Annotated in this window: 23 protein-coding genes, 1 tRNA gene and 1 rRNA gene; 14 read left to right on the plus strand and 11 right to left on the minus strand. The window is 51.0% G+C overall.

Annotation, left to right across the window (positions count from 1 at the left end; all coding sequences use genetic code 11):
* Positions 1–50 precede the first annotated feature (50 nt).
* Positions 51–617: an elongation factor P gene (gene efp / locus AACU55_RS05680; protein ID WP_013573742.1), complete on the minus strand. Its 567-nt coding sequence runs from the start codon at positions 615–617 to the stop codon at positions 51–53.
* Positions 618–655: 38 nt separating this feature from the next.
* Here efp and epmB point away from each other — a divergent pair, with 38 nt between their 5' ends.
* Positions 656–1,684 (plus strand): EF-P beta-lysylation protein EpmB, encoded by a 1,029-nt coding sequence (gene epmB / locus AACU55_RS05685; RefSeq protein WP_134706812.1) that lies wholly within the window; start codon positions 656–658, stop codon positions 1,682–1,684.
* 188 nt (positions 1,685–1,872) lie between these two features.
* On the opposite strand, the gene AACU55_RS05690 is transcribed toward epmB, so the two are convergent.
* The 4 genes from AACU55_RS05690 to AACU55_RS05705 all read right to left on the minus strand — a co-directional run bounded on the left by AACU55_RS05690 (position 1,873) and on the right by AACU55_RS05705 (position 5,216).
* Complete coding sequence (locus tag AACU55_RS05690; protein WP_014333641.1) at positions 1,873–2,217, minus strand: DUF4156 domain-containing protein; 345 nt, start codon at positions 2,215–2,217, stop codon at positions 1,873–1,875.
* A gap of 299 nt (positions 2,218–2,516) precedes the next feature.
* Positions 2,517–4,163 (minus strand): chaperonin GroEL, encoded by a 1,647-nt coding sequence (gene groL, locus AACU55_RS05695; protein WP_013573739.1) that lies wholly within the window; start codon positions 4,161–4,163, stop codon positions 2,517–2,519.
* Positions 4,164–4,216: 53 nt separating this feature from the next.
* Complete coding sequence (locus tag AACU55_RS05700) at positions 4,217–4,510, minus strand: co-chaperone GroES (RefSeq protein ID WP_009636718.1); 294 nt, start codon at positions 4,508–4,510, stop codon at positions 4,217–4,219.
* 214 nt (positions 4,511–4,724) lie between these two features.
* A complete protein-coding gene (locus tag AACU55_RS05705) occupies positions 4,725–5,216 on the minus strand; it encodes an FxsA family protein (RefSeq protein ID WP_037034296.1) in 492 nt (163 codons plus the stop codon).
* 373 nt (positions 5,217–5,589) lie between these two features.
* On the opposite strand from AACU55_RS05705, the gene aspA reads away from it, so the two are divergent.
* The 10 genes from aspA to AACU55_RS05755 all read left to right on the plus strand — a co-directional run bounded on the left by aspA (position 5,590) and on the right by AACU55_RS05755 (position 16,690).
* A complete protein-coding gene (gene aspA / locus AACU55_RS05710; protein ID WP_013573737.1) occupies positions 5,590–7,026 on the plus strand; it encodes an aspartate ammonia-lyase in 1,437 nt (478 codons plus the stop codon).
* A gap of 135 nt (positions 7,027–7,161) precedes the next feature.
* Complete coding sequence (locus AACU55_RS05715) at positions 7,162–8,463, plus strand: anaerobic C4-dicarboxylate transporter (protein WP_014411551.1); 1,302 nt, start codon at positions 7,162–7,164, stop codon at positions 8,461–8,463.
* A gap of 171 nt (positions 8,464–8,634) precedes the next feature.
* Positions 8,635–10,371: a protein-disulfide reductase DsbD gene (locus AACU55_RS05720; protein WP_037034297.1), complete on the plus strand. Its 1,737-nt coding sequence runs from the start codon at positions 8,635–8,637 to the stop codon at positions 10,369–10,371.
* A gap of 43 nt (positions 10,372–10,414) precedes the next feature.
* Complete coding sequence (gene dicD / locus AACU55_RS05725) at positions 10,415–10,990, plus strand: division control transcriptional repressor DicD (protein ID WP_134706813.1); 576 nt, start codon at positions 10,415–10,417, stop codon at positions 10,988–10,990.
* Between the two features lie 129 nt (positions 10,991–11,119).
* A tRNA-Phe gene (locus tag AACU55_RS05730) sits at positions 11,120–11,195 on the plus strand.
* 228 nt (positions 11,196–11,423) lie between these two features.
* Positions 11,424–12,584, plus strand: coding sequence for a mandelate racemase/muconate lactonizing enzyme family protein (locus tag AACU55_RS05735; RefSeq protein ID WP_134706814.1), 1,161 nt, complete (start codon positions 11,424–11,426; stop codon positions 12,582–12,584).
* Entirely contained in the window at positions 12,577–13,893 is a 1,317-nt protein-coding gene (locus AACU55_RS05740; RefSeq protein ID WP_134706815.1) for an MFS transporter, read from the plus strand. The genes AACU55_RS05735 and AACU55_RS05740 overlap by 8 nt, the downstream gene beginning before the upstream one ends.
* 91 nt (positions 13,894–13,984) lie before the next feature.
* Complete coding sequence (locus AACU55_RS05745; RefSeq protein ID WP_013573731.1) at positions 13,985–15,013, plus strand: S66 family peptidase; 1,029 nt, start codon at positions 13,985–13,987, stop codon at positions 15,011–15,013.
* A 254-nt stretch (positions 15,014–15,267) separates the two neighbouring features.
* Positions 15,268–16,143 carry a winged helix-turn-helix domain-containing protein gene (locus tag AACU55_RS05750; RefSeq protein ID WP_231576039.1) on the plus strand — a complete coding sequence of 292 codons (876 nt, stop codon included), beginning with the start codon at positions 15,268–15,270 and terminating at the stop codon, positions 16,141–16,143.
* Complete coding sequence (locus AACU55_RS05755; RefSeq protein WP_037034311.1) at positions 16,133–16,690, plus strand: FidL-like protein; 558 nt, start codon at positions 16,133–16,135, stop codon at positions 16,688–16,690. The genes AACU55_RS05750 and AACU55_RS05755 overlap by 11 nt, the downstream gene beginning before the upstream one ends.
* A gap of 24 nt (positions 16,691–16,714) precedes the next feature.
* Here the strand turns inward: AACU55_RS05755 and AACU55_RS05760 are convergent, their stop codons facing one another.
* The 5 genes from AACU55_RS05760 to AACU55_RS05780 form a co-directional block, all read right to left on the minus strand.
* Complete coding sequence (locus AACU55_RS05760; RefSeq protein ID WP_013573728.1) at positions 16,715–16,987, minus strand: helix-turn-helix domain-containing protein; 273 nt, start codon at positions 16,985–16,987, stop codon at positions 16,715–16,717.
* A gap of 27 nt (positions 16,988–17,014) precedes the next feature.
* The gene (locus AACU55_RS05765; RefSeq protein WP_013573727.1) at positions 17,015–17,986 is read right to left on the minus strand and encodes a fimbrial protein; all 972 of its coding nucleotides are present in this window, start codon (positions 17,984–17,986) and stop codon (positions 17,015–17,017) included.
* A gap of 9 nt (positions 17,987–17,995) precedes the next feature.
* A complete protein-coding gene (locus AACU55_RS05770) occupies positions 17,996–18,733 on the minus strand; it encodes a fimbrial biogenesis chaperone (protein WP_037034313.1) in 738 nt (245 codons plus the stop codon).
* 46 nt (positions 18,734–18,779) lie between these two features.
* Complete coding sequence (locus AACU55_RS05775) at positions 18,780–21,281, minus strand: fimbria/pilus outer membrane usher protein (protein ID WP_134706816.1); 2,502 nt, start codon at positions 21,279–21,281, stop codon at positions 18,780–18,782.
* Positions 21,282–21,382: 101 nt separating this feature from the next.
* Entirely contained in the window at positions 21,383–21,961 is a 579-nt protein-coding gene (locus tag AACU55_RS05780; RefSeq protein WP_134706817.1) for a fimbrial protein, read from the minus strand.
* A gap of 505 nt (positions 21,962–22,466) precedes the next feature.
* On the opposite strand from AACU55_RS05780, the gene acs reads away from it, so the two are divergent.
* The 3 genes from acs to actP are packed head-to-tail and all read left to right on the plus strand — an operon-like array spanning position 22,467 to position 26,459.
* Positions 22,467–24,428, plus strand: coding sequence for an acetate--CoA ligase (gene acs / locus AACU55_RS05785; RefSeq protein ID WP_037034316.1), 1,962 nt, complete (start codon positions 22,467–22,469; stop codon positions 24,426–24,428).
* Between the two features lie 55 nt (positions 24,429–24,483).
* Positions 24,484–24,795, plus strand: a complete 312-nt coding sequence (locus AACU55_RS05790; protein WP_013573722.1) for a DUF485 domain-containing protein — start codon at positions 24,484–24,486, stop codon at positions 24,793–24,795.
* Positions 24,796–24,824: 29 nt separating this feature from the next.
* Complete coding sequence (actP, locus tag AACU55_RS05795) at positions 24,825–26,459, plus strand: cation/acetate symporter ActP (protein ID WP_167686169.1); 1,635 nt, start codon at positions 24,825–24,827, stop codon at positions 26,457–26,459.
* A 135-nt stretch (positions 26,460–26,594) separates the two neighbouring features.
* Here the strand turns inward: actP and rrf are convergent.
* Positions 26,595–26,710 (minus strand): 5S ribosomal RNA (gene rrf / locus AACU55_RS05800).
* Positions 26,711–26,716 lie beyond the last annotated feature (6 nt).

The raw sequence follows: 26,716 nt of genomic DNA on the forward strand, positions 1-26,716 counted from the left end.
CAGGCATTCACCTGTGGCAGCTTTCATCCGGCGTAATAAGTATTGAGAACTTATTTAACGCGGGAAACGTATTCGCCAGAGCGGGTGTCACAACGGACGATTTCGCCGATCTGCACGAATAATGGCACTTTAACCACAGCGCCGGTGCTCAGGGTCGCTGGCTTACCGCCGGTACCTGCGGTATCACCTTTCAGGCCAGGATCAGTGTCCACAACTTCAGCTTCGATGAAGTTTGGTGGCTGAACAGCGATAGGACGGCCATCCCACAGCGTCACGATACATTCTGCGTTGTCCTGCAGCCATTTAGAGGCGTCAGAAACAGTTTTCTCTTCAACCTGATGCTGTTCGAAAGTCTCAGGGTGCATGAAGTGGTAGAACTCACCGTCGTTGTAGAGGTAGTTCATGTTGGTATCTACAACATCAGCGCCTTCGCATGAGTCAGTAGATTTGAAGGTTTTTTCTACACGGGAACCGGTCAGCAGACGACGCATTTTAACGCGTGCGAAAGCCTGGCCTTTGCCTGGTTTTACGAATTCACTGGATTCGATAGCGTAAGGCTCGCCCTCGAACATGATTTTAAGACCCGGACGGAAATCGTTGCTAGAATAAGTCGCCATGATGGCCCTCTAATTTTAAACTGGTATTAGCCAAAAAAATGGCAAACATTGTAACCCTAAACACGCCATTTAGAGAAGATTGGTTGTATCAACTCGGCGATGTTATCACTGACCCGGATGAACTGCTTACTCTTCTGGCACTTAACGACAATGCAGAACTGCAAAGTGGGCGTGAAGCCCGTCGTTTGTTCCCGCTTCGCGTGCCCCGCGCCTTTGTGGCACGTATGCAGCCGGGCGATCCACAGGATCCTTTATTGCTTCAGGTATTGACCGCACGCGAGGAATTTATTGCCGCGCCGGGCTTTACCACTGACCCGCTTGATGAACAACGCAGCGTTGTTCCGGGTCTGTTGCACAAGTATAGCAATCGCGCCCTGTTACTGGTGAAAGGCGGATGTGCGGTAAATTGCCGCTACTGTTTCCGTCGTCATTTCCCGTACCAGGACAACCAGGGAAATAAGGCTAACTGGGTTCAGGCGCTGGATTATATCCGCACTCGCCCGGAACTCGATGAAATTATTTTCTCCGGTGGTGATCCGCTGATGGCCAAGGATCATGAACTCGACTGGTTGATCGGTGAACTCGAAGGGATCGCGCACATTAAGCGGCTGCGTATTCATACCCGTTTGCCGGTGGTTATCCCTGCACGTATCACGGATGCCTTCTGCCAGCGACTTGAAAAATCACGCCTTCAGGTGCTGATGGTGACGCATATCAATCACGCCAATGAGATTGATAATGCATTGCGCGCCAGCATGGCGAAGCTGAAACGCCATGGCGTGACGCTGCTCAATCAGAGCGTGCTGCTGCGGGGCGTAAATGATTCTGCTGATGTGCTGGCGACACTGAGCAACGCGCTGTTTGACGCGGGTATTTTGCCTTACTACATCCACGTGCTGGATAAAGTACAGGGTGCGGCGCATTTCATGGTGAACGACGACGAAGCGCGCGTCATTATGAAAGGGCTGATGAGTAAAGTGTCAGGTTATATGGTACCGAAACTGACCCGTGAAATTGGCGGCGAGCCGAGCAAAACCATTCTGGATCTGCGGCTGAAGCAGTCTTAACACGTTCTTCCAACCCCAAATAATTCAAGTTGCAGGAAGGCGGCAAGTGATGGAGTCCCGATGAGCTTACTCAGGTAAGTGATTCGGGTGACTGAACGTAGCCAACGCACCTGCGGCTTGAAGTATGAAGGGGGAACGCAAAAAGGGATGCCATTGGCATCCCTTTAGTATTTATAGCCTTCACGCGACTATGGGCACTTATAAACCTGACCGACCATTTTGCTGTCAACCGGTGCAAAGCTGGACAGGAAGTTCTGGGACGGGCTGTTGGCACCATAAATGGTGTTGCCGCCCATCGCTGCCGCTTTGTTACGCAGGTCATTGGCTGCGCCACGCATGGAGCTGCCGTCACCGCCGGTACCGGAGAACCAGTTGCTTTGGGCACCGGTGACTTCGCCAAGCAACTGACAATTTGCGCCTGGTTTGTCGTCCGTGAATTTCACCTGCTGGCCCGCTGCATCCAGTTGATGAGTGGTACTGCACCCGGCAAGCAGCGCGATAGCTGACAGGCCCAGTAACATTTTAATCCGCATCACTTTCCCCATTTGTTTTTGTAATCACATAAAGCCTATCAGAAAACACCTGGCTCTCTTAGGCATCCGTTGCCACGCATACCCAAGTTTGTGCTATCGGTAAAAATCCGAAATCCACGCAGAAACAAGTCTACACGCTAAAGGCCGGAGACAATGAGAGTTATCTTACTGAACCTGATAAAAAAGGGTCAAATAAAAAAACCCGGCCTTTACAGACCGGGTTTCTTCAGTACGTTGCTTCAGTGAGCAAAAAGCCCGCTGATTTTACGTACCTGCGGATGAACGCAGGGGGATGATGATTACATCATGCCGCCCATGCCGCCCATTCCACCCATACCGCCAGCGCCGCCCATATCGACTTTATCGTCTTTAGGCAGGTCGGTGATCATGCACTCAGTGGTGATCATCAGGCCAGCTACAGAAGACGCGTACTGCAGAGCAGAACGGGTGACTTTAGTTGGATCAAGGATACCCATTGCGATCATGTCGCCGTATTCTTCGGTGTAAGCGTTGTAGCCGAAGCTGCCTTCGCCCGCTTTCACTTTGTTTGCGATAACAGAGGCTTCTTCGCCAGCATTCACAACGATCTGACGCAGTGGAGATTCCATTGCGCGCAGAGCAACGCGGATACCCACGTTCTGGTCGTCGTTGTCGCCGGTCAGGTTAGCCAGAGTGTGAGCAACGCGAACCAGCGCCACACCACCACCAGCAACCACGCCTTCTTCTACCGCAGCACGGGTTGCGTGCAGGGCATCTTCAACGCGAGCTTTCTTCTCTTTCATTTCAACTTCAGTCGCTGCGCCCACTTTCAGAACGGCTACGCCGCCTGCCAGTTTAGCCACACGCTCTTGCAGTTTTTCACGGTCGTAATCAGAAGTCGCTTCTTCAATCTGCTGACGGATCTGAGAAACACGGCCCTGGATGGTTGCTTCTTCGCCAACGCCATCGATGATGATGGTGGTGTCTTTGTTGATAACAACACGTTTAGCCTGACCCATATCTTCCAGAGTGGCTTTTTCCAGTTCCAGACCGATCTCTTCAGAGATAACGGTACCGCCAGTCAGGGTTGCGATGTCCTGCAGCATAGCTTTACGACGGTCGCCGAAGCCTGGTGCTTTGACCGCAGCCACTTTCACGATGCCACGCATGGTATTCACAACCAGAGTCGCCAGGGCTTCGCCTTCAACGTCTTCAGCAATGATCAGCAGTGGTTTACCGGCTTTCGCAACGGCTTCCAGTACTGGCAGCATTTCGCGGATGTTAGAAATTTTCTTGTCAGCCAGCAGGATGAACGGGCTTTCCAGTTCGATTGAACCGGTTTCTGGTTTGTTGATGAAGTAAGGAGACAGATAACCGCGGTCGAACTGCATACCTTCAACAACGTCCAGCTCATCTTGCAAGCCAGTGCCTTCTTCAACAGTGATGACGCCTTCTTTGCCCACTTTTTCCATCGCTTCAGCGATCAGTTTACCGACAGTTTCATCGGAGTTAGCAGAGATGGTACCAACCTGTGCAATGGCTTTAGAGTCAGAGCAAGGGACAGATAATTTTTTCAGTTCTTCAACCGCAGCAACGACAGCTTTGTCGATACCACGTTTCAGATCCATCGGGTTCATGCCCGCGGCAACAGCTTTCAGGCCTTCAGTGATGATGGCTTGAGCCAGAACGGTTGCGGTAGTGGTACCGTCACCCGCTGCATCGTTCGCTTTGGACGCGACTTCTTTCACCATCTGTGCGCCCATGTTTTCGAACTTGTCTTCCAGTTCGATTTCACGTGCAACGGACACGCCGTCTTTAGTGATGGTTGGTGCGCCGAAAGATTTGTCCAAAACCACGTTACGGCCTTTAGGGCCCAGGGTCACTTTTACTGCATCAGCAAGGATGTTTACGCCACGCAGCATTTTCACACGGGCGTCGTTACCGAATTTTACTTCTTTAGCTGCCATTGTTAATTTCCCTTAAATTCGTTCTGTTCAGAAAAAAGTGGATCGGGGGACAATCAGGCTTCTACGATTGCCAGAATGTCACTCTCAGACATGATCAACACTTCTTCATTGTCGATCTTCTCAGCTTTCACGCCGTAACCGTCGTTGAAAATGACGATGTCGCCAACTTTCACGTCCAGCGCTTTAACTTCACCGTTTTCCAGAATGCGACCATGGCCGACAGCCAGGATTTCGCCACGGGTAGATTTACCGGCAGCGGAGCCAGTCAGAACGATGCCGCCAGCGGATTTAGATTCTACTTCTTTACGCTTGACGATAACGCGGTCATGCAATGGACGAATTTTCATTGATAACTCTCCTGTGAGCGGGTCCATATCTATTTTTAGGGTTGAATGCCTGGCAAAGTCCTGCCCGGCCTCGTGGTTTGTTTAATGGGGGCGATACGCAGCCCTTCAAGGGGAAGAACAGAAAAATTTTCTCTTTTTCTTTCGCTGCTCTGTTGACGAAAATCGACCTTCGCAGTGCTTCCCAACAATCTTTTAACAATTGAGGCCACAGAGATTAGCGATCGTGATGCTCTGTGTCGTCATCTTTTTTAGGTGTAACCAGACGTTCCTGCGTTTCATCCGTCCGCTGGAACTCGCCATCAAAGGTATTCCCCGTTGGCGCGCTGCTCCCCCAGTTACCGCCGGAACGCACAATGTTCAAATGCGGCATCAGTTTTAGCGTCAGTCGTTTCTGGATGGGTGGCAGCAAAAGCAGCAAACCGAGGAAATCAGTAAAGAATCCCGGTACCAGCAGCAGGAATCCGGCGATCACCAGCGAAACACTTTTAACCATCTCGGCTGCCGGGCTTTCCCCAACCGCCAGTTTTTGCTGCAACTGCATAAACGTCTTCATGCCCTGATTCTTCACCAGAGAGACACCTACGCAAGAGGTGAAAACAACCAGCAATAACGTTGTTGCCACGCCAACCACCGCAGCCACCTTGATAAATAAGGTGATTTCAATGTAAGCCAGCAGGAATAACAGTAATAACGGTAACCAGCGCACCGCATTCTCCTTGTAATTTGGCTCCGGAAGCGCTGTCGCAGCGGCATTCCAAACCCTGAATAAGTGCCTGCTTGAGATCTTCGCTATCAAAGAAATGCAGGCTGACTACACTGAGATGGTGATCACTCATCATGATTTCAACCACCAGACCTGATTTAATTGAGCAGGTAAATGAATTGTGAGAATTCTCACAGATACTAAAAACATGCACGATAATAGGGCAGGATAGTGATCTTAGTACGTGCAATTCGTCTGAAGCAGCATATGATCGCCTCCGTTGCTCAAACAACGGTTGATCGTTTTAAATTTACTACGGCCAGTAACATAATTTTAAACATCGCATAACGCATTCAGTACCGAAGAGAAGGTTCTCATGTCAAACACCATTCGTATCGAGGAAGACCTGCTGGGCACGCGCGAAGTACCGGCAGAAGCTTATTACGGCATTCACACCCTGCGGGCGATTGAAAACTTCTATATCAGCAACACCAAGATCAGTGATGTTCCTGAGTTTGTTCGCGGCATGGTGATGGTGAAAAAGGCGGCAGCTCTTGCTAACAAAGAGCTGCGCACCATTCCACGTCACATTGCGGATATCATTATTCAGGCGTGCGACGAAGTGCTTGATAAAGGCAAATGCATGGACCAGTTCCCTATCGACGTCTATCAGGGCGGTGCGGGAACCTCGGTAAATATGAACACGAATGAAGTGCTGGCGAACATCGGTCTGGAACTGATGGGACACCAGAAAGGCGATTACCAGTTCCTCAATCCAAATGACCATCTGAACAAATGCCAGTCCACCAATGATGCCTACCCTACTGGTTTTCGTATCGCCGTGTACGCGTCCTTGCTGAAACTGGTTGATGCTATTTCCCAGTTGGGCGACGGCTTTGAGCGTAAAGCGAAAGAATTCGAAAACATCATCAAGATGGGCCGTACACAGTTGCAGGACGCCGTTCCGATGACGCTCGGTCAGGAATTCCACGCGTTCAACGTGTTGCTCAAAGAGGAAACCCGCAATCTGTTGCGTACCGGCGAATTACTGCTGGAAGTGAACCTCGGGGCGACAGCAATCGGTACCCGCCTGAATACGCCGGAAGGTTATCAGCAACTGGCGGTAGAAAAACTGGCAGAAGTCAGCAATCTGGCCTGTGTACCCGCTGAAGACCTGATTGAAGCAACGTCCGACTGTGGCGCATACGTGATGGTTCACAGCTCGCTGAAACGTCTGGCCGTGAAGCTTTCTAAAATCTGTAACGACCTGCGTCTGCTCTCTTCCGGCCCTCGCGCTGGCCTGAATGAAATCAACCTGCCGGAATTACAGGCGGGTTCTTCTATCATGCCAGCCAAAGTGAACCCGGTTATCCCGGAAGTCGTGAACCAGGTGTGCTTCAAAGTCATCGGTAACGACGTCTGCGTGACGATGGCGGCAGAAGCGGGCCAGCTTCAACTGAACGTCATGGAACCGGTAATTGGTCAGGCGATGTTTGAGTCAGTGCATATCCTGACTAACGCCTGCTACAATCTGCTCGAAAAATGCATCAACGGCATTACAGCGAACAAAGAAGTATGTGAGTTCTACGTTTTCAACTCTATCGGCATCGTCACCTACCTTAATCCGTTCATCGGCCACCACAATGGCGATATCGTCGGCAAGATTTGTGCTGAAACCGGTAAGAGTGTCAGGGAAGTGGTGCTCGAGCGCGGCCTGCTGACTGAGGCGGAGCTGGACGACATTTTCTCCATCGAAAACCTGAAACATCCGGCTTACAAAGCAAAACGCTATACCGATGAAAATGAACAGTAACAGACTCAAATACTGACCTTTTAAAGGCTCGTTGTTCTGCAGAACAGCGGGCCTTTTTACTTTGTACAACACAACAATTACACAACAATTAATTATCAATTCCTTAAGGAGTGCTGGGAATATGGACGGACAACCATGTTAATTATCGAATTTATTATTGTACTGGCGGCGATTTTCCTCGGCGCGCGCTTAGGCGGCATCGGCATTGGTTTCGCGGGCGGGCTTGGCGTTCTGGTGCTCGCCCTGATAGGCGTTAAACCGGGAACCATCCCTTTTGACGTAATCTCTATCATCATGGCGGTGATCGCCGCGATCTCGACCATGCAGGTAGCAGGCGGGATGGATTATCTGGTGCAACAAACTGAAAAGCTGCTGCGCCGTAATCCCAAACACATCACCCTCCTCGCGCCCATCGTCACCTATTTCCTGACGATTATGGCGGGCACTGGCAACATTTCACTGTCGGCATTACCGGTTATTTCTGAAGTCGCCAAAGAGCAAGGGATTAAACCCTGCCGCCCGCTTTCCACCGCCGTGGTTGCCGCGCAGATAGCCATTACCGCCTCACCGATTTCTGCCGCAGTGGTGTACATGGCATCCACCATGGAAGGCCACGGCGTCAGTTATCTTCATCTGCTGATGGTGATGATCCCGTCCACACTGGCCGCCGTAATCCTGATGTCGCTGATTGTCAGCTGGTGCTTTGACGCAAAGCTTTCCAATGACCCGGTTTATCTCAAACGGTATGAAGAAGGTTTGATCCAACTGCGTGGCGATAAAGTGCTGGAAATCAAACGCGGCGCCAAACTCTCGGTGTTGCTGTTCCTGCTCGGCGTACTGACGGTGGTCGCTTATGCGGTTATTAACAGCCCGAGCCTGGGTTGGGTCGCACAACCTGTGATGACCACCAACAGCGCCATCCTGATTATCATGCTCAGTGTCGCCACGTTAATCACCTTGCTGTGCAGCATTGATACCGACGCCATTCTGACCTCCAGTACGTTCAAATCCGGCATGAGCGCTTGTATTTGTATCCTCGGCGTGGCCTGGCTGGGTGACACTTTTGTGCAGGCCAATCTCGGCTGGATCAAAGAAACCGCAGGTGGCCTGATTCAGGCGCATCCTTGGCTGCTGGCAGTGATTTTCTTCTTCAGCTCTGCGCTGTTGTATTCGCAGGCCGCCACGACCAAAGCCCTGCTGCCAATGGCGCTGGCACTGAGCGTATCGCCGCTGACCGCCGTGGGTTCTTTTGCCGCTGTTTCCGGTTTATTCATTCTGCCGACGTATCCGACGCTGGTTGCCGCCGTGCAGATGGATGACACCGGCACCACCCGCATCGGGCGCTTCGTCTTCAACCATCCATTCTTTATTCCCGGCACGATTGGCGTGTTCCTGTCCGTAGTTTTTGGATTTGGTTTCGGCAGTATTATTCTCTGACAGTTTTCCGGGGGCTGCGGCCCCCGTTAAGCACTGCGGGGCTTTCTGCTCAGGGATTGCTCAGGGTATACTCACAATTCATTAACGCGCTATGGCATGACGCCGTGCGCATCTTCTGTCGATTCACTCAGTGGCTGTTCATCTGCCGCGACAAAGAGAACTTTACTCCGCATGGATCACCGCATTCTTCGAATTTTCTTCCTGCTGTGCAGCCTGAGTCTTTTGCCGTTTCAGGCGAATGCCTCTTTATTTGGCAAACCCGCCGCGCCACAGTTTGTCCCCGTCGATCAGGCATTCAGTTTTGATTTCCAGCAGCAAGGTCACGATCTCAAACTGAACTGGCAAATCCGTGACGGCTATTATTTATATCGCAGCAAGATTGAGCTGGAACCGAAGAATGCTCAGCTCGCGGCGTTTCTGATGCCCAAAGGCCGTGATCATCATGATGAGTTTTTCGGTGACAGCGAAGTTTATGAGAATGCCCTGCATCTGACGATCCCTCTCCGTCAGGCCAGCGCGGATGCAACCGTTCGGGTGACCTATCAGGGATGTGCCGCCGCAGGATTCTGCTATCCGCCGGAAACTCGTGACGTGCCGCTGAGTGCCGTCACGGAACCGACGCGAGTCAGCACGCCAGCTACGGATACAGCATCCGCACCGGTTATCGTGACGCCTGAAAAGCCATCCACACCACTGCCGTTTTCTCCGCTGTGGGCCTTGCTGATCGGCATCGGTATTGCCTTTACGCCTTGCGTTCTGCCGATGTATCCGCTGATTTCCGGCATTATTCTCGGGCGTCAGCGCCCTCACAGCATGAAGCGAATTTTCCTGCTGGCGCTGGTTTACGTGCAGGGCATGGCGCTGACTTACACACTGCTTGGTATGGTGGTCGCTGCAGCAGGCTTGCAGTTCCAGGCGGCGTTGCAAAGTCCGTGGGTACTGATTGTGCTTTCGGTGATGTTCATTGTTCTGGCGCTGTCGATGTTTGGCACGTTCAGCCTGCAACTTCCTTCTGCCGTCCAGACCCGGCTGGCTTTATGGAGTAACGAGCAAAAAGGCGGCTCGCTGCCCGGCGTCTTTATTATGGGCGCACTGGCCGGGTTGATTTGTTCTCCCTGCACCACCGCGCCGCTCAGCGCGATCCTGCTGTATATCGCCCAGAGCGGGAATCTGCTGGCGGGGGCTGGCACGCTGTATCTGTATGCGCTGGGGATGGGCATTCCGCTGATTATTGTGACGATGTTCGGCAACAAATTACTGCCCCGCAGCGGGCCGTGGATGCAATACGTCAAAGAAGGATTTGGCTTTGTCATTCTGGCACTGCCGGTATTTTTACTCGAACGTGTGATTGGCGATATCTGGGGGCTGCGTTTATGGAGCCTGCTCGGCATGGCGTTCTTCGGCTGGGCATTCCTGCTCAGCCTGAAAAGCCAGCGCGGCATGGTGCGGACGCTGCAATTACTTTTCCTGGCCGCGGCGCTGATCGTCAGCCGTCCTTTGCAGGACTGGGCATTTGCGCCAGCCGCTAACACAACAACACAGGTACACGCACTTAATTTCCAGAAAATCCATAATGTCGGTGAACTGAACGCTGCCCTGCAGGGCGCGCAGGGCAAACGCGTTATGCTGGATTTGTACGCTGACTGGTGCGTGGCGTGTAAAGAGTTCGAAAAATATACCTTCTCAGCGCCAGACGTGCAGAATGAACTGACGGATACCTTATTGCTGCAGGCAGATGTCACCCAGAATTCCCCTGAGCAGAAAGCGTTATTAGAACGTCTGAATGTTCTGGGCCTGCCGACAATTTTGTTCTTCGGGCCTGATGGTCATGAGTTGCCACAGTCACGGGTGACGGGTTTTATGGATGCAGCGGAGTTCAGCGCGCATTTGCAGAAAACTCACCCTTAAACGACACTACACTTTGAAGTACGCGAATTGTGAGGAGGCAAACGTGCTACGTGAACAAGTTCTCGATAAAACCCTTAATTTCCTGGAACAACGTGGCCTTGCAACATTGTCACTGGAAACGGTCGCCGAACTGGTCGATGTCCCGCTCAGTGAATTACGCCGTTTCTGGCCGGATGCCGAAGCCCTGCTGTATGACAGTCTGCGTTATCACGGCGAACAGATTGATATCTGGCGTCGTCAGCTGATGCTGGATGAGTCTCTTTCAGCGCCACAGAAATTGCTGGCGCGCTATAAAGTGCTGGATGAGCAGGTGCGGCAGCAGCGCTATCCTGGATGTCTGTTTATCGCAGCTTGCACGTTTTTCCCTGACAGCGAGGCGCCCATTCATCAGTTGGCTCAACAGCAGAAACGGGCCTCCTACGACTATACTCTGGCGCTTTTGCAGGAAATGGGGTCGGATGATGCAGAAATGGTCGCTCAGCAGATGGAACTGATTCTGGAAGGGTGTCTGAGTAAATTGCTGGTTAAGCGCCAGCTGAACGACGTGGAAGTCGCCCGCCGTCTGGCAGAGGATGTGCTGAACGTCGCCCGTTGCCGCGAACATGGCGCGCTTTCCTGACTACTCTGGTCTTCAGACCCGCGAATTCGCTTTTTTTGAATGAAAAGGCAGCAAACGAACGCATTTTATGTGTTTTAGATGACAAAGCCGTTGACGGCACAGGCCCAATACGGTTTAATGCGCCCCGTTGCCCGGATAGCTCAGTCGGTAGAGCAAGGGATTGAAAATCCCTGTGTCCTTGGTTCGATTCCGAGTCCGGGCACCATATTTAAAGAAACCCGCCTATGGCGGGTTTTTTGCTTTCTGCTATCCGAAAACTTCAAAACATCCTTTTCGTGACCTACTTCTCACCGCCTCATTCATTTGCACAAAACTCCCGTTCAATTCTGCTTAAAAGTTAGGCCAACGTCCGTTAACGGTCATATCCCAGCGTTTTAGACTGATTCCTTAGCCTGATAAGTTTCCTCAAGGCTCTATAAAACAGGAATGTCTCATGAAAATAACCAAAATTGAGGTATTGCGCGTTGCGATTCCATTCAGCAGCGACAGGGATAAAACACCAGAGATACAGACGGATGCCTATAACGCGGCATCTCCCGAACTCACCAGAATGGAAACATTACTGATCAAAATCACGACCGACAGCGGCTTACACGGCTGGGGGGAAGGTTTCGGTCATCTTTGTAATCCGCTCACCGAAACCGCGATGAACGGCTTAGTCGGGCGATTTTTTCTCGGCCAAACCTGCCCGGAAAGTCCTGAGGAAATTGCTGCACTGATGCAGCAGGCCGAGGTGAACTTTCATGCTTTCGGGCGCACCGGTCCTGTGATGTTTGCCCTTTCAGCTGTGGATATTGCGCTATGGGATTTGCTGGCGAAAGCATGGAAGCAGCCGCTTTGGCAATTGCTGGGGGCGAAACGTCAAAAAATCGGGGTTTACGCCAGCCTGGTCAGTTATGGCAATCATCCTGAACGTGTGGCGGCAAAAGTGCTGAGTACCTGGCAGGCGGGATTCCGCGCCATAAAATTGCATGAAACGGCTTATCCGGCCATTGCCGCCGCCAGAGAAATACTGCCTGCCGATGCTGAACTGATGGTTGATGTGAACTGTCCGTGGAACGTGGCAGAAGCCTCGCAACAGGCGCAGGCTTTACGTTCTCTGAATCTGGGATGGCTGGAAGAACCGGTCTGGCCACCGGATGATTTAGCCGGTCTGGCGGAAGTGCGAAAACAAGGAACCCGTATTGCCGCAGGCGAGAATGCAGCAGGCGTTCAGGGCTTTGTGGAGCATTTCGAACACGGCGCGATTGACGTCGCACAGCCCAGCGTCAGTAAAGTCGGCGGGATCACCGCCATGCTGAAAGTGTTTGCGCTGGCGAAGCAATACCACATCCGCGTTGTTCCGCACTGTTTTTATTACGGTGCCGGCCTGATGGCCACCGCCCAACTGGTCGCTACGCTCGACGACAGCGTGAGTCTGGAAGTGCCTTACATTCAGTGGCAGGAAACGCTTTATTCACTACTGAATTTTGAACCGCATATGCTGTTGCCGGATACGCCGGGGCTAGGTTTTGAGCCATCACTTTCCATCATCCAGAAGTACCTCATCAGCTCGAAAACCCTTTCTCTGACCGCGGAGGCCGCACATGCGTAAATCCAATTATCGGGTGGTAATCGCCCTGCTGCTGTTCTTTGCCGGCATGCTCAATTATCTCGACCGCGCGGCGTTATCGGTGATGGCGCCACTGATCAAAGGCGACCTGCATATCAATGATGCCCAGATGGGGATTTTGTTCAGCGCCTTCTTTATTGGCTACTGCCTGTTTTGCTTTATTGGCGGGTGGAGTGCAGACAAGTTTGGCCCGCGAAAAGTCTTCGCCTTCGCTGCTGCGTTCTGGTCCGTATTTTGCGGCGCAACAGCACTGGTCACCGGTTTCGCGCATTTACTGGTCGTGCGCGTCATGTTTGGTATCGGCGAAGGCCCGATGGGCACCACCACCAACAAATCAATTTCCAACTGGTTTCCGCGCAAGGAAGTCGGCCGCGCGGTCGGCTTCACCAATGCGGGGCAGCCACTGGGGGCCGCCATCGCCGCGCCGATTGTCGGGCTGGTCGGGTTGCATTTCGGCTGGCGCATCGCCTTCGTGGTGATTGCTGCACTGGGCTTTGTCTGGCTGGCGGCATGGATGACCTTTTTCCGCGATAAGCCAGAGCAGCATCCGCGGGTCTCAGAGGAAGAAAAACGTCTGATTGCCAGCGACCGCCCGGCGACACCGGTGACAAACGGCGCCAGAGAAAATGATGCGCACAGCCTGTGGTATTACGTTTTTTCCAAACCGGTGCTGGGGGTGGCTGCAGCCTTTTTCTGCTTCAACTACATTCAGTATTTCTTCCTGTCATGGCTGCCAAGCTATCTCACTGACTTCCAGCATCTCGACATTAAGAGCATGAGCATTATCGGTATTCTGCCCTGGCTGGGCGCCACCGCCGGCTTTATTGGCGGCGGGATTGTCGCGGATATGCTGTACCGCCGCAGCGGTAATTTTCTGTTCTCACGTAAAGCCGTGATTTTCGCCGGTCTGATAATTGCTGCCGGTTGCGTGCTGATGACGGCCTACACCCGCAATACCGCAGGCGCCGTGGCGCTGATCACCGTCGCCAGTATTTTTGCTTACATGACACCGCAGGCATGCTGGTCACTGTTGCAGGATATCGTTCCGGCACACCGTATCGGAACGGCTGGCGGCTTCGTGCATTTACTGGCGAATCTGGCCGGGATTTTATCCCCGAGCATTACCGGATTTTTAATCCAGTACGGCGGGGGATATCAGTCAGCCTTCATCCTCTCAAGTGGCCTGGCGATCGTCGGTGTGATTGCAATGGCTATTCTGGTACGCCAGAACAAAGTGAATGAATTGTTTGGCAAAAAAGCGCCAGCGGAAGAAATCGCCGCCGGTCATTAATCCTCCGGTTTATCCTGTAAGGCCCCTGTTCAACCTGCAATTGAATTGATACATTGCAGGTTGAACATTGAGCAGATTTATAGGATGTAAAATGCCCTCGTCAGAACTTTCGCTGTTCCCCCCTGCATTGAAAACCGGCGATACCATTGGTTTTTTCTCTGCGTCATCACCGGTGACTGCCACCGCCCCTAACCGTTATCTGCGTGGGAAGAAATTCCTGGAAGATAAAGGATTTGTGCTGAAAGCCGGCACAATGACCGGACAATATGATCACTATCGCTCCGGCTCCATTCAGGCACGTGCCGAAGAACTGAATCAGTTGATCCGTGATCCGCAGGTGCGTTGTGTAATGTCGTCGATAGGCGGTAACAACACTAACTCCCTGCTGCCTTATCTGGATTACGATGCGCTGCGTACTGATCCGAAAATCATCATCGGGTATTCCGACACGACCGCATTGCTGGCCGGGATTTATGCGCAAACAGGATTGATCACCTTTTACGGTCCGGCGCTGGTGGCTTCTTTTGGCGAATTTCCGCCGCTGGTTGATGAAACCTACGCGTCTTTCGCTGACATCCTGATGACCCGCCGCTCTGAGCCTTATCGCTACGCTTTACCGCAGCACTGGACGGATGAAAAGCTCAACTGGAATGATGTCACGCCGGTCAGGGCGAAAACGTTGTACGCCAATACCTGCCGTTTTCACGGCAAGGGACGCATCGAGGGGCGCGTCATCGGCGGAAATCTGAATACGCTGTCTGGCATCTGGGGCAGCCCTTATATGCCGGAAATCCGTCAGGGCGATATTTTGTTTATCGAAGACAGCTTGCACAATATCGCGACCATCGAGCGCTCTTTCTCAATGCTGAAACTGAACGGAATTTTCGACCGTGTGAGCGCTATTCTGCTCGGCAAACACGAATTGTTCGATAATGCGGGGACAGGAAGGCAACCGGCGGATGTGCTGCTGGAAGTGCTGAACGGACAAGACATTCCGCTGGTTGATGGCTTCGACTGCTGCCATACCCATCCGATGTTAACGCTTCCTCTGGGTGCCCGTATTGCTGTCGACTTCTCTCAGCAGCACATCGACATTGTCGGCCCGTATCTGCAGCAATAAATCAAAAATCACGTACTACTAAAAATCCGTACGTGATTTATATGCTTTTCCCCCCACGCTTTCCGCCATTACATTTCGAACGACTGCTCTGTAAACATTTACGACAGAAATCTGTTTTTGAAATAGAACGGTTTATACTGACTGACCTGATGCGTGAGATATAAATCAAGAATGCGCGCCGGGTGCGCATTGTTTTCATTGCATGAAGCATGTGTGGAGGCAGGATATTCTTAACAGGGAGGCGTGAAATGCACATGAATTATCTGATTGAAAATCTAATAGTCTTCAACCCTGAAGATAACACACTTTCATTAGCGGGTGATTCAGAAAACAAGATCGCCATTTCTAATCCTGCGCGCAGGATATTATTATTGTTAATAGAACAACAGGGTATCGTTGTTGAGCGTGAAATATTTTTTAAAAAAGTTTGGGATGACTACGGACTGATAGCAAGTAATAATAATCTTAATCACTGCGTCAGCAAATTACGCAAAGTAGTGGTCACTTTGGGTTACCCTGATGAATTTATCGTTACCGTGCCCAAGGTCGGTTTTACTATCCGTAAAGAAATCATTATTGAACCTTACCTCATGCATGAACCTCCTGAGGAGAAAGTTCAGGTTCACAACGTGCAGGTCAACAAAACACCGGAAAACCGGCTGACTGAAACAGAGCAAAAGGAAGAGATAATCGCGCCGACGGCAGCATCACTTCAGCTAAAAACGCAACCTGAAAAGAGGATAAAAAATCGCCCCTCTGGCTTTATGATAAGCCTGCTTGTGGCGGCAGTCTTGACTGTGTGGGCATTTTTCATTATGTACAACGATTTGCAGGATCCGAAAACAGAGCTGAAAATTGCCAGGCTAGGTGCCTGTGATTTGTATTCAACCGCGCCCGTCATTTCGTCCCGTAAGCGCGAATTTATTCAACTGGCCGGGACATTTCTGCAAAAAAATAATATTACCTGCAAACCAGGAGATATTTTCATATTCCAAAGTGAGCGTTTTACCTCGCCCATCAATACTGGCTCAGTACGTGATTTTATGGCGCAGTGCATTACCGATGATAATTATAAAGCTAACATTTGCATAAGCTATTATACAAATGACAGGACCACGCATGTTCAGTGATAGAAAACGTATTTTTCAGGGAAAGAAGAGCATCCTCCTCCCGTTCATCCCGGCTGTATTTATATTACTCTTTACCCTGTATGGTTTTTTCGTTCAAAAGAACCGGGAAGCATTCCCTGTTAATATACCTTGCCGTGGAAATATGATCATAGAAGCACAATATGATAATCAAACCGCAAAACTGGTTGCCGCACTCTACTTCAGTTTCCTTGACAACCACAAAATTTTAGTTTCACTCAGTGGAACGGGTTATTTGTATGACAAAAATGGGATTGTTATTCAACGGAAAACATTGCTGAGAAACATTTATTATGACTATATTCACGTTAGCACAAACTCCAGTACGTATTCGCTCACCAGCAATCAGATTAATATCGACAGTGTAGACAATATGGACTGGCAGATTTCGTCTCTCCTGCTGATAAACAGTTTTTTTCTGACCGGCCATACTGACACGCTGGTACTGAAGAAATACGATAACAGCACCCTGTTGATTGAAAGCAACCAGTCTCCGATTGCATTGTGTGTATTCAAAAAAAGTCTTTGAATACAAATACATTTAGCAACTCACTTATTTATAGTAGAGGTACAGATGAAACCCGCAAGCCTGGGCGTAACGCGACAAGGTACAAAAACTGGCCTGAGCCGGCCGCTTCTCAAGACGGGTAATCGCTGGTGGCGTGATGCCCAGCCGTCTGGCCAGTTCTGTCTTACTCAGTCCAGCATCTTCACGCAGGGTTTGCAGCAGGGCATGAATGTGAGTCTCTGCGATGAGCTCCGGTGCCTGGACCTTATAAACCGGTTCCTCGAGCGCCTGCGCCCGCAGTTTTGCCGTTCTTAGCATAGCCTTCCTCCTTTCCTTAAGCCGTCGTCAGTAGTAGTTGATCTTGACGATCACGGATGCGTCAAACTGCCCGAGAGAAAGCGTTTTCCCCGGAATCGCACTCAGTTTTGCCGTAAAGTTTTTGGTGACTTCATTCACATTGTTCAGCTCAGCAAAGTCATCATAGCGGTTGAAAGTGATGGCTTTATCCTGGTCGTTATAGAGCATCAGCTTCGCGCCGTTGGACAGGTCAATCGCGGTGTTGTCCAGCAGTGGGCTGGCGGTGGAAAATTCCGCCTGCAGCGAGAAGTTGTCAAGGCACCCTTGTTTTACCGCTTTAATGGCAAACGGCAGTGAAACGCCGGACGATCGGGACAACGTGGTACTTTGAATTGCACCAAAATCGACAATCTGAGACTCAGGATAGACTTTCAGATCAGAGCCACAGGCCAGAAAGCGGATCCCCTGTAATCCTGAAAGGTTGTATTTAAGATTTTTTGCGCCCGGCGTTTTGTTAATCCCGCGGCTGCCGTCAAGCTGGAAAACCGTAAACTGGTCGGCCCCCTGATAATGTCCGCTGGAAGGCGCATTTCCGCTGACTTTGATATACAGACGGAACGTGACATTCACCGTCACATTCTGACCTTTTTTGATCGGCGTACTGTTGGTACTCAGACGCTGTTCGTTCTGCTCCAGATCCTGCCCGTTGTAACTGACGCCCAGCAGCAACCCTTCACCAATCGACTGTGATTTGGGATTAAAATAGAAATGCACCACATCAATGATCGAACCCAGCACATTGTCACAATAGGCCGTGACATTGATGTCATTGGATTCCCAGACTTTCGTGCCTGCTGGCACGTTCGCCGGGATCGCCAGTTGTCCGACGGGAATAGCCGGTTTGTCCACAATACCGGTACCTTTTTCGACACAATCGAGCGCCAGTGCACTGCGGGAAAAAAACAACAGCAGCAGGAGAAATACCATCCGACCCGCCTGAAATCTGTCAATACCAGCCATCACCACTCCTTAGCGTTTTGCGTCTTTGCTGATGCGCTGACATTGTTGTGTCTGGCAGTTGTACTCGTTCACCTGCAAACCGCCGTAATCATCCATGTAACCCAGACTGTATTGCTGGCTAACGTACTGCTTGCCGGTGAGATTTTCGGTGGCGAACGGTGCGAGCATCACGCTGTCAAAACCAGGGATATTGCCTTTGTTGTCTTTGCCCAGATAGCCGACAGTGATATAAAACGGTGTCGGATTGGTCAGTTTTAGCCCATCACTGAGACGGGCAACCTGAAGCTGTTCCTGCCAGTGACCTTTCACCAGCTTCCTGAGTTCCACCGGACGGAAAAACAGCTTCACGCGGCTTTGGATCGCCACCTGCATCACGTTCGCCATGTCACTTTTTGGCGGCACTTCACGCACGTTAAAGTAAAACAGCGATTCGCGATCTTTCGGCAGACCGGCGGTTTCGGGTAACTGCAAAATGCGGATCTGGCTTTTCTGGCCAGCATCAATGCGCTGCATCGGCGGCAACGCCACCAGCGGAGAGGTAATTTTTTCGCCCTGCTCGTTCTCCAGCCAGACCTGCGCAAGATACGGTAGATCTTTGCTCTGGTTTTCCAGCATCACGCTGACGGATTTATCACTGGCGTTATAGATGATGCGTGTCCGGTCCAGATTGACGGCGGCGAAAGCCGGATAAGTCATGCCAATCATCAGCAGTAATGCTGCCCCAAAACGCAAAAAATACCTGTTCATCGGATTATTCCTTTCCTGATCTGCTTTGTTGAAATCGTTTAAATTATTAAGTGCAGGGCAGCAATACCTGCCCTGAATATGTCACGGGCTGAGGTGGCACCTGGATCTGACATTGCTGCCCGTCTCCCCAGCGAACAGTCAGGGATTTCTCGCCGGATACTCCGGCCAGGTACGCCAGACCACTGTCGCCAATCAGGCCCGCTTCAAACCCGGAACTGTTGTCGGTAACGGCAGCGCCCAGCGGCGGGTGGCTGCCATCAGCGAGGCGTATTATCGCCATCAGGCGTTCACCTTTAATGGCGCGGATTTTGCGAAAGCCTATTGCGCCTTCCGTCAGGGTTTTGCTGACCACCGAGCTGTAAACTTCCACGTCATCCGGCAAATTATTCACATCAACGCGGATATCGGAGGTCTGGTAGCTGGACACGCCATTCACAACAGCAATGCCGTAATCGTTGGTCACTGACGCACCGTCGCTGATCGGAATGCCTTTCACGCCGGTTGATACCATCATGCGTGGCTCGCTGCCGGCGCTGCTCTGATGCAATGCTGCACCTGCCGCTGTCGCAGTAAACGATCCGTACCAGTTGGCATTCACTGAGCGGTAATCGTTATTTTTCACGCTGCCGTTCGCACCGAACTGACCGTACGGCGACATATGCTGATAGTTGGCGCGGAACACACCGTTACCTTTTTGCAGATCCGGGCTGCTCCCGCCCGCGCCCACGCGCCAGCTATTGTTCGGATCCTGGCTGTTGTAATACGACGCCGTTTGCGAGTAACCACTTTGCGAATCCTGCTGTGCGTCGTAGCTGATCTGTTGCCCGGAAGACAACGGCAAACTGAGCGACAGAAACATCTGGTTTTCATCGGTATCGCGGTAGTTCAGCTTGCTGGCGGAAAACGTCGCGGAAATGCCGGTAAAGCGGCCGATATCGAAAATCTTGCTGACCGACACGCTGTAATTGTTACTCGCACTCTCATTCCAGTAGACCTTGTGGGTAGCAGAGAGATAGAGCGTGATCGCCGGCCACGGCAGGTACTGATTTGCCGTCACGGTGTAGGTTTGTTTGTCATCGCGGGAATAACCGTCGCCGTTCACCTTGTCGAGGTACTGGCTGAACGACATAAACGTTTTTTCCGAGAAGCGGTATCCGGCAAACGTAATCTGGCTGCCGGTCGAGTCAAACCGCTTGGAGTAGTTGGCGCGGTAACTCAGCCCGGTTTGTTTCCCTGCCACCGGTACGGTCGCCGAGGAACGCGTGACATCAAAAGATACGGCACCGAGTTTTTGCAGGTTTTGCCCGACGCCGATGGCCTGCGCCTGATAGTTACCGGTGGTGCTGATCAGACCGCCGTAAAGCGAGAAATCATTCAGCGCACCCCAGGACATTTCGCCGCTGTAAAAACCCGGCTGCAAGACGTGATTGCTGCTGCCGGTGGTCGGTTTGCCCATTGCGGTTTTGAAACGCACCTGGCCTTTGCGGGTCAGGAACGGAATGGTCGCGGTGGTCACCTGATAAGTCGTCACGCTGCCGTTTTCTTCTTCGATTTTGACATCCAGCGCGCCCTGTACCGCTTCGGTCAGATCCTGAACCACAAATGGGCCCGGTGACACGTTGGTCTGATAAATCACCCGCCCGTTCTGACTGATACTCACTTTGGCATTGGTTTTGGCGATGCCGGTGACTTGCGGCGCATAACCTCGCAGCGACGGAGGCAACATGCGCTGATCGCTGTTGAGTGAAACACCGAGAAAGCGGAATGAATCGAAAATATCTGAGCTTAAATAGGTCTGCCCGCCGGTCAGGCGTGCGCCCACAGAAGGCAGCGCACGATACAGATAGGTTTGCGTCCAGGTGAATTTATCACTGGCGGGCGCGCCGGACGTGCGAGACGAAGAATACTGATAATCGGCACGGGCGCGCCACGGCCCGAGGTTAAAACCGGTAGTGCCGTAACTGCTGAAACTGGTGGTGCTGTCGCCGGACTGCGGCATGTATCGGCTGCCGAGCAGGTTGTAGTCGAGCAATGCGCCGTTGACGCCATCATCCCACTGTGAGGGCGGCACCCAGTTTTGATCGTGAAAGGTCAGCCAGGCCTGGGGAATGCTGATATTCAGCGTTTGTTTTTCCTGATCGTAACGTGCGGTGACTTCCTGCTGCTGATCGAGAGATGTGCATTCACCGCGATGCCACAAAGTCAGCTTTTCGCGCGCGTCTTTAGTGAGTTCGAATTTATCCACCAGTACCGGCGGTAAACACAGGCGGCTATTTTTCTTATCCGCAGTGGGAATATAGTGAATCACGCTTTGTTCGCCGAACGTGCGGCCATTGAGCACCACATCCAGCAGGTATTCACCGGGCGCGATATAATCGGCTACCTGAAATCGTGACAGATCGACATTATTGCGATCGGCAGAATCAATGAAGTTAACGTTAAATTCTACTGCGAAGCTTCTGACTGAAATAAAGCATCCTGACAGAAGAAAAATAAACCACAGGACATTCTTGATTTCAGCCGATGTTCTATTCATCGCAAACGACATAATAAAATCACTTCTTACTAAAATAGTAATCCACACCAATCCCTGGCGCTGGCACAGCCGAAAAATAAAGGGGAGAAAACTCCCCTAAATAGCAGCGATATTTATTTGTAGTTCAGGGCGTAAGTTGCCTGAGAAACGATCGTACCGGTTGAAACAGGCTGAGAATTGGCTTCCACGCGTGCGGCGAATACCAGCTCATTATTCCCTGTGACCAGGTTAATATCTTTAGAGGTGTCACCCACTTTCAGCAGGTCACCGTTGGCGTCAATCAGGCGGATGCCTACGCCTTTCGCGCTGCCGGTGTTGGCCAGTAGTTCAGCGGCGCTGCTGTCAGGCGTACCCGCAAAAGAAACGGCGACTTTGGACATAGCCGGATATTGAACGGTGCCCGCCGTCTGTGCGGTCAGGTCACAATCTTGCAAATGAATGGTGTAATTCACGTTTTGAGAGTATTTATTGCCGCTTTCGAGCACCTTATTCGCGACCTGCCCCATGTTTACATTAATGTCTTCATCACCTGCGGCAATTGAGCAAGGTGCGTTAATAACCGTCCCGGTGAAATGAATACGGCCTGAACCTTGATCAGCTCCTGTCGGAGGCGTTGTATCATCTGCAAAAGCTGATGCAGAAATAAAGGCAGATAAAGCAATAACCAGTGTCTTTCTTTTGGCGTTAAACATAATAAGTCCTTGAGATTTAACGGTAGCTATTAAGCATTAAGCAGCTATTAAGCGATATTTTTCGCTGTACCGAAGAGAGCACCCCTCTCTTGCCAGATCAATATACTGATATTTTAAATTTAACGTTATAATAATTTGCCAATTGCAAATATTAAGAGTTTTACTCTCAGATTAATCTTTAAACATGCGATTTATGAAAGGAAATTAACTCAGAGGTTAAAATATCTGATATTAAATGTTCCGTAATAGATAAGAAAATTTCCACACCAAACCCTGAGTTAAGCTTTCTTTAACCAAATAATCACATTAAGAATCATATTTTTTAACTTTATCTCTTTCCTGAACTTCCCAGGCTTATGTGGACTGCTCCGCATGACGAATGAATATATCCTGCTGTTTTTTCTCCGCTTGCGTGATCTGTCCCCCAGAAAACAAACAAAGGCATACCGCAAACTACACCCAACCTTTTATTGACATATCATTAACAAATTAAAGGAGAAAAACCATGAGCCATGTTTATAAGCACCCTATTCCTGCCTCCATAGCAGAGCGTACCCTGATCACACCTGAGAAATATCAGCAGTATTATCAACAGTCTGTCGAAGATCCTGACGCATTTTGGGGTGAACAGGCCAAAGTGCTCGACTGGATTAAGCCTTTCACAAAAGTGAAAAACACTTCCTTTGCGCCGGGGAATGTCGATATTCGCTGGTTTGAGGATGGCACTCTGAATCTTGCAGCTAACTGTCTGGATCGTCATTTAAGCGACAAAGGCGATCAGACCGCGCTGATTTGGGAAGGTGATGACCCGAAAGCCGAGAATAAACATGTCACCTACAAACAGCTTCATCATGATGTTTGTCAGTTTGCTAACGTCTTAAAGGGCCTGGGCGTTAAGAAAGGGGATGTTGTCGCTATTTACATGCCTATGGTACCGGAAGCGGCTGTCGCGATGCTGGCCTGTGCCCGTATCGGTGCTGTGCATTCCGTTATCTTCGCCGGTTTCTCCCCGGAAGCTGTTGCCGGTCGCATTATCGATTCCAATGCCAGGCTGGTGATTACCGCCGACGAAGGTCTGCGCGCCGGACGTACCATTCCGCTGAAACAAAATGTGGATGATGCGCTGAAAAACCCGTCGGTCACCAGCATCACACATTCCATCATTTTCAAACGCACCGGCAAACAGGGGGAATGGAAAGAGGGTCGTGACATCTGGTGGCATGATGCAATTGAAGGCATTTCTGCAGATTGTCCGCCCGAAGAAATGAAAGCAGAAGATCCGCTTTTCATCCTTTATACCTCCGGCTCCACGGGTAAACCGAAAGGCGTATTGCATACCACGGGCGGTTATCTGGTCTATGCGGCCCTGACCTTCAAATACACCTTTGACTATCATGATGGCGATATCTACTGGTGTACGGCCGATGTCGGCTGGGTAACGGGCCACAGCTATTTGCTCTACGGCCCGCTGGCGTGCGGAGCCATCAGCCTGATGTTTGAAGGTGTACCAAATTATCCGACACCGGCCCGTATGGCGCAGGTTATTGATAAACACAAGGTAAATATCCTTTATACCGCACCTACGGCGATCCGCGCACTGATGGCTGAAGGGGATAAAGCCATTGAGGGCACCAGCCGTGCTTCACTGCGGATCATGGGGTCAGTTGGCGAACCAATTAACCCGGAAGCCTGGGAGTGGTACTACAGGACTATTGGTAACAGCCAGTGCCCGATTGTCGATACCTGGTGGCAAACCGAAACCGGCGGTTTCATGATAACCCCGCTGCCGGGTGCCACTGAGCTGAAAGCGGGTTCGGCAACGCGGCCGTTCTTCGGTGTTCAGCCTGCTCTGGTAGACAACGAAGGCGTTCCTCAGGAAGGAGCATGCGAAGGCAATCTGGTCATCACCGATTCTTGGCCGGGTCAGGCGCGTACACTGTTTGGTGACCATGAACGTTTCGAGCAGACCTATTTCTCCACGTTTAAAAATATGTACTTTAGCGGTGACGGTGCGCGTCGTGACGAAGACGGTTATTACTGGATAACAGGCCGTGTTGATGACGTGCTCAATATTTCCGGCCATCGCCTTGGGACGGCTGAAATTGAATCAGCATTAGTTTCTCACCCTAAAATTGCAGAAGCCGCCGTTGTGGGTATTCCGCATAACATTAAAGGTCAGGCTATTTACGCCTACATCACACTGAATCACGGCGAAGAACCGTCACCAGAACTCTATACCGAAGTACGCAACTGGGTGCGTAAAGAGATAGGGTCCATTGCCACGCCTGACATTCTTCACTGGACTGATTCGTTGCCAAAAACCCGTTCCGGCAAAATTATGCGTCGTATTCTGCGCAAAATTGCAGCCGGAGACACAAGCAATCTGGGAGATACCTCTACGCTGGCGGATCCGGGCGTAGTCGATAAATTGCTGGAAGAAAAACAATCAATGAAAGTACCGTCGTAATTTTTCACCGCCCTGGCGCGGTGAACTCTATCAATGCCTCACAGGAGTCACTGAGATGAATGATCTCATTTATCAGAGAGTTGTAAGTAATCCGCGCTTCAGGGAACTGGTGCAAAAACGCAGTCGTTTTGCCTGGCTTCTGTCAGGCATCACACTGGTTCTGTATGTCGCTTTCATTTTACTGATTGCGTTCGATCCACAGTGGCTGGGAACACCTCTCTATGACGGTGCCACCATCACCCGCGGCATTCCCGTGGGCGTGGGGCTGATCGTTATTTCCTTCGTGCTGACTGGAATTTACGTCATTCGCGCGAACGGCGAGTTTGACCGCCTGACGGCAGATATTATCCGCGAGGTGCAGCCATGATCGCACGTCGCGGCTCTCTTCTTTTACTGATGTTATCCCTCACCTTCCCGTTCAGTTTGCTTGCTGCGGAGGGCATCGCCGGGGAAGTTAAACGTCAGCCTCTTAATATTGAAGCTATCGTAATGTTCGTGCTGTTTGTTGGCGCGACTTTATATATCACCTATTGGGCATCAAAGCGTACACGGTCCCGCCAGGACTACTATACAGCTGGCGGCCGCATTACTGGCCTGCAAAACGGTATGGCAATTGCTGGCGATTTCATGTCTGCCGCTTCTTTCCTGGGTATCTCCGCACTGGTTTATACCTCCGGTTATGATGGCCTGATCTATTCCATCGGTTTCCTGATCGGCTGGCCAATCATTTTGTTCCTGATTGCCGAACGCCTGCGTAATTTGGGGAAATATACCTTCGCAGATGTCGCGTCATACCGGTTGAAACAGAAACCAATCCGGCTGCTTTCAGCCTGCGGTTCGCTGGTGGTTGTTGCGCTTTATCTGATCGCACAAATGGTCGGTGCCGGTAAGTTAATCCAGCTATTGTTTGGGCTTAACTATCATGTCGCAGTGATCCTGGTTGGGATCCTGATGGTACTCTACGTGTTGTTTGGCGGAATGCTGGCGACGACCTGGGTACAAATCATCAAAGCTATCCTGTTGCTGGCCGGTGCGACATTCATGGCGATTATGGTCATGAGATCTGTCGGCTTCAACTTTAATACCCTCTTTACTCAGGCGGTCGCCGTCCACTCTAAAGGGATTGCCATCATGAGCCCGGGAGGACTGGTTTCAGATCCGATATCCGCCCTGTCTCTGGGGCTCGCACTGATGTTCGGTACCGCCGGTTTACCCCATATTCTGATGCGGTTCTTCACCGTCAATGATGCCAAAGAAGCCAGGAAAAGCGTGTTCTATGCTACTGGCTTTATCGGTTACTTCTACATTTTGACCTTCATTATCGGTTTCGGTGCTATTGTTCTGGTCAGCTCAAACCCGGCGTTTAAAGATGCCAGCGGTATATTACTCGGCGGTAATAATATGGCAGCCGTGCATTTAGCGGATGCGGTCGGTGGAAGTTTCTTCCTCGGATTTATCTCTGCCGTGGCTTTCGCAACAATCTTAGCAGTGGTCGCGGGCTTAACGCTGGCAGGGGCTTCGGCGGTCTCTCATGATCTGTATGCGAGCGTCATCAAGGACGGTAAAGCAACAGAACGTGATGAGTTAAGGGTTTCGAAGATCACCGTTGTTCTGCTTGGTATCGTCGCCATCGCGTTGGGTATTCTGTTTGAAAAACAGAATATTGCATTCATGGTTGGATTAGCGTTCTCCATTGCTGCGAGCTGCAATTTCCCCATTATTCTGCTCTCAATGTACTGGTCTAAACTGACAACGCGCGGGGCAATGATTGGCGGATGGCTCGGATTACTTACAGCAGTCATATTGATGATTCTCGGGCCAACTATCTGGGTCCAGATCTTAGGACATGCTAAGCCCATTTATCCTTACGAATACCCCGCGCTGTTCTCGATGATTGTTGCTTTTGCCGGTACCTGGTTCTTCTCGATTACAGATAACTCACTGGAAGGACAGAAAGAAAGGGAGCGTTTCTACCCTCAGTTTGTGCGGTCACAAACAGGGATCGGGATCTCGCAAAGCTCTAATCACTGATGAGTAGAGCGCAGAAATAGAAAAGGCCATCCTGAGGATGGCCTTTTGTTTGAATATTCTGTGCTTAATCGCTGATCCATAGAACAAAAATACAAAAGCCCTGCACATTGTGCAGGGCTTTTGTATTTTTTTGATGCCTGGCAGTTCCCTACTCTCGCATGGGGAGACCCCACACTACCATCGGCGCTACGGCGTTTCACTTCTGAGTTCGGCATGGGGTCAGGTGGGACCACCGCGCTAGTGCCGCCAGGCAAATT

Source organism: Rahnella sp. CJA17(1/100) (assembly GCF_963881615.1).
GTDB lineage: Bacteria > Pseudomonadota > Gammaproteobacteria > Enterobacterales > Enterobacteriaceae > Rahnella > Rahnella aceris.